Genomic DNA, 12,076 nt, shown 5'->3' with positions numbered 1-12,076 from the left:
ATGCGCGTTCATCGACCCGGATTCGTGGCACTCATCGTTTCGGCCGCGTTGTCCAGTGGGTGCGGTGGTGCCGCGCCGGCTCCGGGAGGGTCGGGGCTGCCCGCGCCGCCGGGCAAGGAGCCGCTGGCAGGCAAGGTCGTGGTGCTCGATCCCGGGCACAACGGTGGGAACGCCACGCACCCCGTTGAGATCAACCGCCAGGTCGACATCATCACCAAGAGCAAAGCCTGCAACGCCGTCGGCTTCAAGACCGCCGACGGATACGAGGAGAACGCCTTCGCCTGGAGCGTCACCCAGCACCTCAGGCCGCTCCTGGAGCAGATGGGCGCCAAGGTCGTGCTGACCCGGCCCAACGACGAGGGCGTCGGCCCCTGCGTCACCGAGCGGGCGGCCATCGGGAACGACGCCAGGGCGGACGCGGTGGTGTCCATCCACGGCGACAGCGGCAAGCCGAGCGGGCACGGGTTCCACGTGATCGTCCCCGGGCTGATCCCCGGGCGCAACGACGAGGTCATCGAGCCGTCCCGCAAGCTCGGGCGGGCCATCCGCGACGCGTACGAGGCCGGCACCGGCATGCCGTACGCGAACTACAGAGGCGAGGAGGGCCTGCGCTCCCGCACCGACCTGGGCGGGCTCAACCTGTCGACGCGGCCGGTCGTGTTCATCGAGTGCGGCAACATGCGCAACCCGGGCGACGCCGCCAAGATGAGCGACGTCGCCTTCCGCAAGCGCATCGCCGGCGCGCTGGCGGACGGGATCAAGAACTATCTCACCGGCTCCTGACCGGGCCCCGCGGTGCCTGCGACGGCAGCCACCGGGGGGCGCGGACCGGACGGTGGTCCAAGCCGCCCGCGCCGAGGGCAGGCCGGTCATCTGCGGCATCCAGCTGATGTCGGCGCCCTTGACGAAGGTCGGCGCCTGCGCCTGCGGCGTGCCCGTGCCCAGGCGAGCGCGCCGGCGCCGAGGAGGACCGCGCGCCTGCTCGGCTCGGCGGGTACGGACGTGCGCATGTCTGCCATGACCGGGCTCCCCTTCCTCGGGTTAAAACGGTTTAACTGTGAGAACGAGGTCTGGGAGCATCAAGGTCGGCTGTCAGTGACGTGGTGGGAGCCGGGAGACGGGCCTGCTTGGCCGGCGGCAGCGGCTGGATCTACGTCTCCAACTCCGGGATCAACCCGGCGGCGGCGCCTCGGGGTCGTCGTCCGGCGGCATCACCTACCGCGTGACCGGCCCGTTCCGGACCTGAGTCGCCCGGGTGCCCGTCACGGCTCGTGCGTGACGGGCGCCAGCCACATGCCGACGAGCGCGTCGATCAGCCCGGTCGCGGCGTCGTGCCAGGTGGCCCGGGGCGTGGGGGCGCCTTCGGCGAGCGCGCGCTCGCGGTCGGCGCACGTGAGCACGATCAGCTGGCGGGCCATGTCGCCGCGCTCGGCCCGCACCTCGGCGGGCAGCTCGGGCAGGCACCGGTTGAACCCCTCGACGGTCTGCCGCAGGGAGAGGGAGGAACGGGTCTCGTCATCCATGATCGCGCGGAGCGCCGGGTCGGTCACCACCTGGGCGACGAAGCGGGCGTACCAGGTGGGGGAGCCGAGGTCCGCCAGGTGCTCGGTGACCGGGCGCACCATGCAGGCGACCCAGTCGCGCACGTCGGCGGAGTCGCCGAGCTCGGCCACCATCCGCTCTCGGATCCGCTCGACCGGCTCGGCGTGTTTGCGGGCGATCGCGCGTACGAGGTGGGTCTTGGTGCCGAAGTGGTAGCCGACGGCGGCGTTGTTGCCCTGCCCGGCGGCCTCGCTGACCTGGCGGTTGGAGACGGCGAGCACGCCGTGCTCGGCGAACAGCTGCTCCGCCGCCGCGAGAATCCGCTCGCGGGTCACTCCGGCGCGCTCGGCGCGTACGGTCTTGCCGGTCATCGGCACCACCGTACCGGAACGTCACGCCTGCTCACGAGGGCCTCCTTCGGGGCCTGGACCGTCGGTTGTGCTCAGTAAATCGACGCTGTTAGCCTTAAGTCAAGCGACTGATTTACTAATACCTCGTCGTTTGCTTCCCCCAACCCCCGCAACGGAGACCTCGCATGGCCAACATCCCCGCCCGCCGCGCCCACGCGGCCGACCCCCCGCGGTCGAGCACCTTCGTGGTGGTGCTCGCCTTCGCCGGGATCGTGGTGTCGTTGATGCAGACCCTGGTGATCCCGCTGGTTCCCGAGCTGCCCAAGCTCCTGGGAGCCCCGGCGTCCGACACCACCTGGGCGATCACCGCCACGCTGCTCGCCAGCGCGGTCGCCACGCCGGTGGTGGGACGGCTGGGCGACATGTTCGGCAAGCGGCGCATGCTCCTGTTCAGCCTGATCCTGCTGGTCGCCGGGTCGGTCGTGTGCGCCCTCAGCGACTCCCTGACGCCCATGATCGTCGGGCGGGCCCTGCAGGGCCTGGCCTCCGGCGTGATCCCGCTCGGCATCAGCATCATGCGCGACGAACTGCCCGCCGAGCGGCTCGGCTCCGCGACCGCGCTCATGAGCGCCTCGCTCGGCGTCGGCGGCGCCCTGGGCCTGCCCGCCGCCGCCCTCATCGCCGAGAACGCCGACTGGCACGCGCTGTTCTGGACCGCGGCCGGTCTCGGCGCCGTGGCCCTGGTCCTGGTGCTGGCCCTCGTGCCCGAATCGGCGGTGCGCAGCGGCGGGCGCTTCGACCTGATCGGCGCCGCCGGGCTGTCGGCCGCGCTGGTGTGCCTGCTGCTGGCCATCTCCAAGGGCGCCGGCTGGGGCTGGGACGACCCGCTCACGATCGGCCTGTTCGCCGCGGCGGTCGTGGTGCTGCTGCTGTGGGGCTGGTGGGAGCTGAGCACCCGGGAGCCGATGGTCGACCTGCGCACCACCGCGCGGCGTCAGGTGCTGTTCACCAACCTCGCCTCCACCATGATGGGCTTCTCGATGTTCGCCATGTCGCTGGTGCTGCCGCAGCTGCTGCAGCTGCCGGAGGCCACCGGCTACGGGCTGGGCCAGTCGATGCTGGCCGTGGGCCTGGTGATGGCGCCGTCCGGCCTGGTGATGATGGTGCTGGCGCCGCTGTCGGCCCGCCTGTCCGCGGCCAGGGGGCCCAAGGTGACCCTGATGATCGGCGCCGTCATCGTCGCCGCCGGTTATGCTCTCAACATCGGGCTGATGTCCGAGATCTGGCACCTCGTCCTGGTCTCCTGCATCATCGGGGCCGGCATCGGATTCGCCTACGCCTCCATGCCCGCCCTCGTCATGGGGGCCGTGCCGGTGTCCGAGACGGCCGCCGCCAACAGCCTCAACACCCTCATGCGCGCCGTCGGCACCTCCGTCTCCAGCGCCGTGGCGGGCGTCGTCCTGTCCCAGCTGACCACCACGTTCGGCCCCGTCACCCTCCCGTCCGAGGATGGCTTCCGCGTCGTCATGGGCATCGGCGCCGGCGCCGCCCTGCTCGCCTTCGTCCTGGCCGCCTTCCTCCCGCGCCGCAGCGCCGCCGCGGCCCCGGCCACGGCGCACGCATCCGCCCCGGCCACGGCGCACGCATCCGCCCCGGGCACGGCGCACGCGGCCGTTCCGGTCACGGCGCACGCGAACGCGGCCGGCCCGGCGTCTTCCGCGCATGATCTCGTGGACGAGCCGGGGCGGGGCTTCTGGGGGGACACGCCGGACGGCGGCGTCGAGATCCGCGGCATCGTCAGCGGCGACGACGGCCACCCGGTCGGCCACGCCACGCTGACGCTGATCGACGCGCGCGGCCACCAGCTCTCCCGGGCCGTGAGCCTGGCCGACGGCGGGTACGCCATCTGGACGCCCGGCATGGGCACCTACGTCCTGATCGCGTCGGCCGCCGAGCGTGATCCGCAGGTGGCCACCCTCGTCGTGGGCGACCGGCCGGTCGACTTCAACCTGAGCCTCACCGGCTCGAACAAGCTGAGCGGTGTGGTGCGCGACCTGGAGGGCAAGCCGGTGCCCGGGGCGGTCGTCGTGCTGACCGACGTCCGCGGCGAGGTCGTAACCACCGGCACGACCGACGCGGAGGGCTCCTACAGCCTGTCCGGCGTGACGTCGGGCGGCTACACGCTCGCGGTCAGCGCGGACTCCTTCCGCCCGGCCGCCGTGCCGGTCGAGGTCGCCGGCGCCGGTCAGACCAGGCAGGACGTCGAGCTGCGGCCCGGCGCCCGGATCCGCGGCACCGTACGGGTGCGCGACGGCGGCCCGCTCAACGACGCGCGGGTGACGCTGCTGGACGCGGCCGGGAACGTGGTCGGCACCACGACGACCGGCGAGGACGGCGCGTACGCCTTCGCCGACCTGACCGGCGGCCAGTACACGCTCATCGCCACCGGCTACCCGCCCGTGGCCGGCACCGTGAGCATCAACGGCCGCGACGACGACGACCGCGACCTGTGGCTGGTCCACGCCGACTGACAAAGGGACGAGCAGGGAGAGCAGGAGCACCATGTACACCAGCCAAGAGCAGGCCGAGCGGAGCGCCCCGGCGACCCGGCCCGCGGAGCAGAGCGCCCCGGCGAGCCGGCCCGCGCAGGAGAGCGCCCCGGCGACCCGGCCCGCGGAGCAGAGCGCCCCGGCGAGCCGGCCCGCGCAGGAGAGCGCCCCGGCGACCCGGCCCGCGGAGCAGAGCGCCCCGGCGACCCGGCCCGCGCAGCAGAGCGCCCCGGCCGGCCGCCGGGGCCTGCACGCCCTGATCCGCACCAAGGACGGGTGGGCCGTGCAGCACGCGATCGTCACGGTGACCGACATGACCGGTCAGCAGGTCGCGCGGGCCGAGGCCGACGCCGAGGGCGTCGTGTCGACCGGCCCGCTGGCGCCCGGCGTCTACACGGCCGTCGCCACCGCGGCCGGATACACGCCGGCCGCGCTGACGGCCATCGCGACCGGGTCAGGCGCCGCCGAGCTGGGCACGGTGGTGCTGGCCCGGCAGGGCGGCGTCGACCTTCCCCCGCCCGGGATCTGGACGCTCGACCCGGCCCACTGCACGATCGCGGCGACGGCTCAGCATCTGGGGCTCAGCACCGTACGGGGCCGCTTCACGCAGTTCGCCGGGCGGATCGAGGTCGGCCCGGATCCCGAGACGTCGTCGGTGGCCGCCGACATCGTGGCCGGGTCGATCGACACGGGGAACGGCACCCGCGACGACCATCTCCGCTCGGCCGACTTCCTGAACGCCGACGCGTACCGGATGATCTCCTACCGCGGCACCGGACTCACGCCCGCGGGCCCCGACCGGTGGATCGTGCACGGGACGCTGACGCTCGCCGGCGTGAAGCGGCCCGTCGACCTCGACCTGGCCTATCTCGGCACCGGCCCCGACCCGTGGGGCGGCCTGCGGGCGGCGTTCCGGGCCGGGACGGAGCTGCGCCGCGAGGACTTCGCGATGACGTACAACCAGGTCGTGCGGGCCGGGGTCAACCTCATCGGGTCGACGCTGAAGGTGGAGCTGGACATCCAGGCCGTGCAGGGGACGTCGCTGCCCTAGACGAGAGCGCTCAAGGGGTGGGCGCCGGCCGCCGCCTACACCAGGCCGAGGTCGAGCAGGCTCCGCGCCATCTGCACGATCGTCGTCTCGGCGGGCCGCGGACGCCAGCCGAGCTCGCTGCGGGCCCGGTCGTTGTGGATGATCGGCCGTGGCGGGTCCTGCCCCGGCACCTCCTGCGTGGGTACGAGTGCGGCCGCCGGGCCGAGCCGTCGGCGCAGGATCCGGGCCACCTCCAGGAAGCTCAGCGCCGGGCCGTCGGCGACGGCCAGGAAGCGCCGGCCCGTGGCCTTGGGCTCCGCCATGGCACGAAGGTGCAGGTCGGCCACGTCGCGCACGTCGACGACGCCGAAGCGCCGGCGGGGCGCGAGGCTCATCGTCCCGTCGAGCATCGCCTTGATCAACTGCGTCGAGGAGCGCAGGTCGGTCGTGAGGGTGGGCCCGAGGATGGCGGTCGGGTTGACCACGACGAGTTCGGTGTCGCCGCCGTCGCGTTCCATCAGCTCCCACGCGGCCCGCTCGGCGATCACCTTGGAACGCGGGTACGGCGCCAGGCCCGGCGTGTCGGGATCGGTCCAATCGTCTTCGGTGAACTCGGCGCCCGGCTTGGGCGTGTATCCGACCGCGGCGAAGGACGAGGTGAGCACGACGCGCCGGGCACCCGCGTCGCGCGCGGCACGCAGCACCCGCAACGTGCCCTCCCGGGCGGGGACGATCAGCTCGTCGGGATCATCGGGCTGGGCGACCGGGATGGGCGAGGCGACGTGATGGACCTCCTCGCACCCGGCCACCGCGGCGGGCCAGCCGTCGTCGGCCATCAGGTCGGCGGCGACGATCTCCAGGCCGGCGTCGTCGGCGTTGCCGCGGCGCACCGCCGCGCGCAGCTCGCTTTCCTGAGCTGCCGAGCGCACCGTGGCGCGTACCGGTCTCCCGGCCCGCAGCAGTGCGGCGATCAGGTGCGTCCCCACGTAGCCGGCCCCGCCGGTGACCAGGGCCCGGCTCATCGCAGCACCCCCAAGCGACCGGCCGCATCGATGGAACGCCGCATCGCCTCGGACTCCGCGGCCGTGTCGCCGCGGTCGCGGGCGTCCCACAGCGCCGCCTTCTCCCGCAGATAGGCCAGCCGGGCCTGCTGGGCGACGATCTCGGCCTCGATGCGCTCCGCGTGACGCAGCAGCAGATCGCGCTGTTCGGCCGCCGCCACCCGCCCGCGGGTGCGGTTGGCCAGGTAGGTGCGCATGTCCTCGATGCCCACGCCGACCGCGCGAAGGCAGGCCAGCGCCTCGATCACGTGAAGATCCGCGTCGCGGTAACGCCTGTGCCCGCTGTTCTCGTCACGGTCGATCGGGCCGACCAGCCCGACCTCCTCGTAGTAGCGCAGGGTCGGCTCGCTCAGCCCGCTGCGCCGGGACACCTCATGGATGGTCAGAACTGACATGCGGCCAGCGAAACATACCTCAAGCGCTTGAGGTCAAACGCGGGGTCCACCAGGGCCGCCACTGATCTCAGCGGGCCGCCCGGTCCGGCGCGCCGAGCGGAGATCGACAGGGTCGACGTCGGGTCACCCGGTCTCGGCACGGGTCAGGTCGCTGATGGCGGCGAGGCCCTCGCGTTGCAGGTCGAGCAGATCGCGGGTCTCATCGGGCGCGATCCACCGGGCGAAGGCCGTTTTGAACACCAGAACGGCCAGCTCGCCGGCCAGGGAAGCGGTTACCTGGGCGACGCCGCGGGCCACGAGCGCGGCGGCCACGGCGTGGGAGAGCTTGGCCAGCTTGAGCAGCTCGCGCTCGCGCAACTGCTCGTTCGACGTGATGATCCCGTTCCGCATGCGGGAGAACTCCCGGCCCCGTACGTCCTGCAGGACGCGCCCCCCGGCATCGAGGGCCGCGGCGAGCAGGCCGGCCATGGACGTGTCCGCCGGGGCGTCGGCGATCGCGCCCACGAAGGCGGCCTCGAGCTGCTCCCCGCCGGCGAACAGCACCTCGCGCTTGTCCGCGAAATGCCGGAAGAACGTCCGCTCGGTCACCCCGGCCCGCCCGGCGATCCCGGCCACGGTCGTGGCCTCGAAGCCGTCCTCGGCGAACAGCTCCATCGCCGCCCGCTGCAGGCGATCCGACGCTCCAGGTGCCCAACGTGCCATGTCCGGATCGTAGCGGGGATCGAGGTGATGACAGAGCCTGACATCACGGCTATGCTGGCTGATGTCAGTCACTGACATCAGTAGGGAAGTGAGCCCACCATGCACGTTTTCGTCACCGGAGCATCCGGATTCATCGGTCGCGCCGTCGTCGCCGAGCTCATCGCCGCCGGTCACGAGGTGACCGGCCTGGCCCGTTCCGAGGCATCGGCCTCGGTCATCAAGGACCTCGGGGCGGGCGTCCACCTCGGCGACCTCGACGACCTCGACCGGATCCGCCAGGGCGCGAACGCGGCCGACGGCGTCGTCCACCTCGCGAACAAGCACGACTGGGTCCACCCCGAGCTCTCCAACCGCGCGGAGCGGGCCGCGGTCGAGACCATCAGCGACACGCTCGCCGGATCCGACCGGCCGTTCGTGCTCGCGGCCGGCCTTGCTCTGCCCGGCCTCGGACGTCCGTCGACGGAGCGGGATCCCAATCCCGCGGTCGGCCCGGACTCACCGCGCGGCGGCGCAGAGAACCTCGCCCTCACCTACGCCGACCGTGGCGTACGGGTGATGTCCGCACGCTTCGCCCCGACCGTCCACGGCGAAGGCGACCACGGCTTCATCTCCATCATCGCCCAGGCCGCCCGGCGGCGCGGAGCCTCCGTCTACCCCGGCGAGGGACACAACCGCTGGCCCGCCGTCCACCGCTCCGACGCCGCGCGCCTGGTCCGGCTCGGGCTCGAGAACGCCCCCGCCGGCACGATCCTGCACGCCGCCGCCGAAGAGGGCGTGCCCGTCCGGCGGATCGCCGAAGCGCTCGCCGACCGCCTCGGCGTGCCGGCGAAGTCCGCCCCGGCGGAGCAGGTCGCCGACGAGATCCCGTTCATCGGCGGGTTCCTGGGCGCCGACTTCCCCGCCACGAGCACGATCACGCGCGACCTGCTCGGCTGGCGGCCCACCGGCCCCACACTCCTGGAGGACATCGCCGCGGGCCACTACGACCAGCCCTGAACCGGCACCGCGCACCGACCTAGCGCGCTCTGGGCACCGAGTCGAGCAGCAGCCTGGTGTAGGGATGCTCGGGCTCGGCCAGCACCCGCGAGACGGGCCCCCGCTCGACGACCACCCCTCTGTGCAGCACCAGCGTGTCCTCGCACAGGTGGCGTACGACGGCCAGGTCGTGGCTGACGAACAGCAGCGCGACGCCGGATTCGGCGCGCACCCGGTTGAGCAGTTCGAGGATCTGCGCCTGGATGGAGACGTCCAGTGCGGCCACGGCCTCGTCGAGCACGAGGACCGACGGCTGCACGGCCAGCGCCCTGGCGATGGCCAGGCGCTGCCGCTGCCCGCCGCTGAGCTGGTGCGGCCGGGCCCCGGACTCGCGGGTGCCCAGCCCGACCTGCTCGAGCAGCTCGGGGACGCGCGAGCGGTCCCCGCCGTGCAGCCTGAGGGCCACCTGCAGGCATTCGGCGGCGGTGAGCCGCGGGTCGAGCGACAGGTAGGGGTCCTGGAAGACCATCTGGATCTCGCGGGCCCGCCGCAGCCGCGCCGCCCGGCCGCGCTCCTTGGCCGAGCGCGCCCGCCCGTCCACGGTGATCGTGCCGGAGTCGGGGGTGACGAGGCCGACGAGCATGCGCGCGATCGTCGTCTTCCCCGACCCGGACTCCCCGACCAGGCCCAGCGAGCCGCCCGGCGGCAGCTCGAAGGACACCTGGTCGGCGGCCACCGAGCCATGGAAGGACTTGCACAGATCGTGTACGCCGAGCATCACGCCTCCACCAGACGGCAGGCGGCGGAGCCGCCGGACACGGGCACGGGCCGCGGCGTCCACTCCTCGCAGGCGTCCGCGGCCCGCGGGCACCGCGGCGCGAACGGGCAGCCGGCGAACGTGTCGTCCAGCGAGGGCGGGCGCCCGGGGATGGGCCGGAGGGGACGGGGATCGTCCAGCTCCGGCGTGCAGGCCAGCAACCCGGACGTGTAGGGGTGCCGGGGGTCCTCGAACAGCTCCTTGGCCGGTCGCGACTCGACCACCGTGCCCGCGTACAGCACGTGCACCCGGTCGCAGAAGGACGCCGCGAGGTGCAGGTCGTGGGTGATGAACAGCATGCCGAGCTCCCGCTCCGCCTGGACCTCGCGCAGCAGGGCGAGCGTCTCGGCCTGGGTGGTGACGTCGAGCGCGCTCGTCGCCTCGTCGGCCAGCAGCAGCGCCGGGCCGGCGGCCAGCGCGGCGGCGACGACCACCCGTTGCAGCATGCCGCCGGACAGCTCGTGCGGGTACTGCCGCATGCGCAGCTCGGGATCGCGCAGGCCGACGGCGGCCAGCAGCTCCACCGCCCGGGCGCGGGCCTCGGCCTTGGGGCGGCCCAGCGTGTGCACCATGCGCTCGGTCAGGAAGTCGCCGACCCGGCGGACCGGGTTGAGCGAGGAGCGCGGGTCCTGGTAGATCATCGACACTTGGGAGGCCCGCAGGTTCCTGAGCGCGCCCGGGTCCATCGTGAGCACGTCCTCGCCCGAGACCAGCACCCTTCCGGAGGCCGCCGCCCCGGCGGGCAGCAGCCGCAGCACCGCCCGGGCCAGCGTGGACTTGCCCGACCCCGACTCGCCGACCAGGCCCACGATCTCGCCCTTGCCGACGGCCAGCGAAACCTCGCGCAGGATCGGCCGCCGGCCGCCCGCCTCGATCGTCAGCTCTTCCACGGAGAGCAGCATCAGGTCCCCCTCACGCCCATGCGGTCGGCCAGGCGTACGCCGATCACGTTGAACGACACGACCACCAGCGCGATGGCCGCGCCCGGCACCAGCACCGGCAGGAACGCGCCCTGCACGATCGCCGGTTGTCCCTCCTTGACCATGAGCCCCCAGTCGGACGACGGCGGCTGCGCCCCGAACCCGAGGAAGCTCAGCGTGGCCAGGCTCATCAGCCCCTCGCCGAACAGCACGACCAGGTAGCCCACGATCGAGCGCGCCATGTTGGGCACCAGGTGCCGCACGCAGATCGCGAATCCGCCCATGCCCTGGACCCGGTAGGCGTCGATGTACGGTTTGCCGCACTCGCCGAGCGCCACGCTCCTGGTGTAGCGGGCGATCGTCGGCGTGTACGCCAGCCCGAGCGCGACCACCGCCGTGGTCATCCCGTTGCCGAACACCGCGACGACCAGCACCACGAACAGCAGCCCGGGGAAGGCGTACATGACGTCGGTCAGCCTGGACACGACGGCGTCCACCCAGCCGCGGTGCCAGGCCGCCAGCGTGCCGAGCGCGACGCCGAGCACGGAGGCGATGGCCAGCAGCGCCAGGGGGCCGATCAGGGAGGTGCGGGCGCCGTACAGGACCCGGGTGAACAGGTCGCGGCCCGACTGGTCGGCGCCGAGCAGGTGCTCGGGCGACATCGGCGCGAGCGTGGCGGCGAAGTCGACCGCGTCCGGCTCGTACGGGGCCACCAGCGGCGCGAACACCGCCGCGACCACGACCAGCACCAGGAAGGCGCCGGCCAGCCGGTAGCCGAGCGGCCGGGCGGCCCTCGGAGAGAGAGTGGCGACGATCGTGGTCATGCGCGCCTCCGCACCCTGGGGTCGATCAGCGGCTGGGCGAGATCGACAAGCGTGGTCACGAGGATGTACGCGCTCACCATGAGCAACATCACCGCCTGCGTCACCGGGAAGTCGTGCGTGTTGATCGCGTTGACCAGCAGCGAGCCGACGCCGTTGAGCCCGAACGCGGTCTCCACGGTCACCGTGCCCGCCAGCATGCCCGCCGTGACCAGCCCGCACATGGTCACGATCGGCCCCAGCGCGCCCCTGAGCACGTGTCTGAACACGATCAGCCGTTCGGACAGCCCGGACGCGCGGGCCACGGTCACGTGGTCGAGCTCGCGCTGCTCCACCATGGACTGCCGGGTCACCCGGCTGATGATGGCCAGCGCGCCGAGCGCCAGCGTCACGGCCGGCAGCGTCAGGTGCCACAGCGACCCGCCGCCCATGACCGGGAACCAGCCGAGCTGCACGCCGAACAGCGAGATCAGCGCCGTGGCCACCACGAAGGGCGGCACCGAGGTGGCGAGCGTCGTGCCCGCCACCACCGCCGAGTCGGTGCGCCCGCCGCGCACCGCGGCCAGCACCCCGAGCGCGACGCCGAACGCCACGAACAGCACGGCGGCGTACGCCACCAGCCCGAGCGTGCTCGGCAGCCGCGCCATCAACAGGTCGAAGACCTGGTCGTTGTACTGGGTCGAACGCCCGAGGTCGCCGGTCACCGCGTCGCCGAGCCATCGTGCGTACTGCACCAGGAACGGGTCGTCGAGGTGGTATTCGGCCCGGACGGCGGCCAGGTATTCGGGCGTGAGGTTCTCCTTGCCGCCCGCCAGGAACGTGACCGGGTCGCCGGGCGCCGCGTAGGACGCCCCGAAGATCACGAACGAGGTGGCGAGCAGCGTGACGAGCAGCCCGGCCAGCTTGCGCACCAT

At 73.0% G+C, this 12,076-nt stretch carries 12 protein-coding genes and 1 pseudogene; 5 read left to right on the top strand and 8 right to left on the bottom strand.

Annotation, left to right across the window (positions count from 1 at the left end):
* Entirely contained in the window at positions 1-783 is a 783-nt protein-coding gene (locus ACFKCF_RS09840) for an N-acetylmuramoyl-L-alanine amidase (protein WP_394492657.1), read from the top strand.
* Positions 784-1,262: 479 nt separating this feature from the next.
* Here the strand turns inward: ACFKCF_RS09840 and ACFKCF_RS09835 are convergent, their stop codons facing one another.
* Complete coding sequence (locus ACFKCF_RS09835; protein WP_394492656.1) at positions 1,263-1,913, bottom strand: TetR/AcrR family transcriptional regulator; 651 nt, start codon at positions 1,911-1,913, stop codon at positions 1,263-1,265.
* A gap of 164 nt (positions 1,914-2,077) precedes the next feature.
* Here ACFKCF_RS09835 and ACFKCF_RS09830 point away from each other — a divergent pair.
* From ACFKCF_RS09830 to ACFKCF_RS09820, 3 genes and pseudogenes are all read left to right on the top strand, one after another.
* Positions 2,078-3,493: pseudogene (locus tag ACFKCF_RS09830) on the top strand (MFS transporter); the annotation flags it as partial.
* A 318-nt stretch (positions 3,494-3,811) separates the two neighbouring features.
* Entirely contained in the window at positions 3,812-4,423 is a 612-nt protein-coding gene (locus ACFKCF_RS09825; RefSeq protein WP_394492969.1) for a collagen binding domain-containing protein, read from the top strand.
* Between the two features lie 31 nt (positions 4,424-4,454).
* Entirely contained in the window at positions 4,455-5,492 is a 1,038-nt protein-coding gene (locus ACFKCF_RS09820; RefSeq protein ID WP_394492655.1) for a YceI family protein, read from the top strand.
* Positions 5,493-5,527: 35 nt separating this feature from the next.
* Here the strand turns inward: ACFKCF_RS09820 and ACFKCF_RS09815 are convergent, their stop codons facing one another.
* From ACFKCF_RS09815 to ACFKCF_RS09805, 3 genes are all read right to left on the bottom strand, one after another.
* The gene (locus tag ACFKCF_RS09815; RefSeq protein WP_394492654.1) at positions 5,528-6,493 is read right to left on the bottom strand and encodes an NAD-dependent epimerase/dehydratase family protein; all 966 of its coding nucleotides are present in this window, start codon (positions 6,491-6,493) and stop codon (positions 5,528-5,530) included.
* The gene (locus tag ACFKCF_RS09810; protein ID WP_394492653.1) at positions 6,490-6,927 is read right to left on the bottom strand and encodes a MerR family transcriptional regulator; all 438 of its coding nucleotides are present in this window, start codon (positions 6,925-6,927) and stop codon (positions 6,490-6,492) included. Before ACFKCF_RS09810 ends, ACFKCF_RS09815 begins: the two co-directional genes overlap by 4 nt.
* Positions 6,928-7,050: 123 nt before the next feature.
* Positions 7,051-7,629 carry a helix-turn-helix domain-containing protein gene (locus tag ACFKCF_RS09805; protein ID WP_394492652.1) on the bottom strand — a complete coding sequence of 193 codons (579 nt, stop codon included), beginning with the start codon at positions 7,627-7,629 and terminating at the stop codon, positions 7,051-7,053.
* 99 nt (positions 7,630-7,728) lie between these two features.
* Here ACFKCF_RS09805 and ACFKCF_RS09800 point away from each other — a divergent pair, with 99 nt between their 5' ends.
* A complete protein-coding gene (locus tag ACFKCF_RS09800) occupies positions 7,729-8,625 on the top strand; it encodes an SDR family oxidoreductase (protein ID WP_394492651.1) in 897 nt (298 codons plus the stop codon).
* Positions 8,626-8,644: 19 nt separating this feature from the next.
* Here ACFKCF_RS09800 and ACFKCF_RS09795 read toward each other — a convergent pair whose 3' ends face one another.
* Genes ACFKCF_RS09795 through ACFKCF_RS09780 form a run of 4 tightly spaced genes read right to left on the bottom strand, consistent with a single transcriptional unit; the run spans position 8,645 to position 12,076 of the window.
* Positions 8,645-9,382 carry an ABC transporter ATP-binding protein gene (locus ACFKCF_RS09795; protein ID WP_394492650.1) on the bottom strand — a complete coding sequence of 246 codons (738 nt, stop codon included), beginning with the start codon at positions 9,380-9,382 and terminating at the stop codon, positions 8,645-8,647.
* On the bottom strand, positions 9,382-10,323 hold the full coding sequence (locus ACFKCF_RS09790; RefSeq protein ID WP_394492649.1) for an ABC transporter ATP-binding protein: 942 nt from the start codon (positions 10,321-10,323) through the stop codon (positions 9,382-9,384). The genes ACFKCF_RS09795 and ACFKCF_RS09790 overlap by 1 nt, the downstream gene beginning before the upstream one ends.
* Positions 10,323-11,165 (bottom strand): ABC transporter permease, encoded by an 843-nt coding sequence (locus ACFKCF_RS09785; RefSeq protein WP_364845178.1) that lies wholly within the window; start codon positions 11,163-11,165, stop codon positions 10,323-10,325. Before ACFKCF_RS09785 ends, ACFKCF_RS09790 begins: the two co-directional genes overlap by 1 nt.
* Positions 11,162-12,076, bottom strand: a complete 915-nt coding sequence (locus ACFKCF_RS09780) for an ABC transporter permease (protein WP_394492648.1) — start codon at positions 12,074-12,076, stop codon at positions 11,162-11,164. Before ACFKCF_RS09780 ends, ACFKCF_RS09785 begins: the two co-directional genes overlap by 4 nt.

It is taken from the genome of Nonomuraea sp. JJY05 (genome assembly GCF_043496855.1).
Classification (GTDB): domain Bacteria; phylum Actinomycetota; class Actinomycetes; order Streptosporangiales; family Streptosporangiaceae; genus Nonomuraea.
The sequence above is the reverse complement of the archived record's forward strand: the minus strand, read 5'-3'. Positions and strand labels throughout refer to the sequence as shown.

Bases quoted from the DNA above. Each gene is read 5' to 3' on its own strand.
- ACFKCF_RS09840 (WP_394492657.1), top strand. From the start codon at position 1: ATGCGCGTTCATCGACCCGGATTCGTGGCACTCATCGTTTCGGCCGCG.
- ACFKCF_RS09835 (WP_394492656.1), bottom strand. From the start codon at position 1,913: ATGACCGGCAAGACCGTACGCGCCGAGCGCGCCGGAGTGACCCGCGAG.
- ACFKCF_RS09825 (WP_394492969.1), top strand. From the start codon at position 3,812: ATGGGCACCTACGTCCTGATCGCGTCGGCCGCCGAGCGTGATCCGCAG.
- ACFKCF_RS09820 (WP_394492655.1), top strand. From the start codon at position 4,455: ATGTACACCAGCCAAGAGCAGGCCGAGCGGAGCGCCCCGGCGACCCGG.
- ACFKCF_RS09815 (WP_394492654.1), bottom strand. From the start codon at position 6,493: ATGAGCCGGGCCCTGGTCACCGGCGGGGCCGGCTACGTGGGGACGCAC.
- ACFKCF_RS09810 (WP_394492653.1), bottom strand. From the start codon at position 6,927: ATGTCAGTTCTGACCATCCATGAGGTGTCCCGGCGCAGCGGGCTGAGC.
- ACFKCF_RS09805 (WP_394492652.1), bottom strand. From the start codon at position 7,629: ATGGCACGTTGGGCACCTGGAGCGTCGGATCGCCTGCAGCGGGCGGCG.
- ACFKCF_RS09800 (WP_394492651.1), top strand. From the start codon at position 7,729: ATGCACGTTTTCGTCACCGGAGCATCCGGATTCATCGGTCGCGCCGTC.
- ACFKCF_RS09795 (WP_394492650.1), bottom strand. From the start codon at position 9,382: ATGCTCGGCGTACACGATCTGTGCAAGTCCTTCCATGGCTCGGTGGCC.
- ACFKCF_RS09790 (WP_394492649.1), bottom strand. From the start codon at position 10,323: ATGCTGCTCTCCGTGGAAGAGCTGACGATCGAGGCGGGCGGCCGGCGG.
- ACFKCF_RS09785 (WP_364845178.1), bottom strand. From the start codon at position 11,165: ATGACCACGATCGTCGCCACTCTCTCTCCGAGGGCCGCCCGGCCGCTC.
- ACFKCF_RS09780 (WP_394492648.1), bottom strand. From the start codon at position 12,076: ATGGTGCGCAAGCTGGCCGGGCTGCTCGTCACGCTGCTCGCCACCTCG.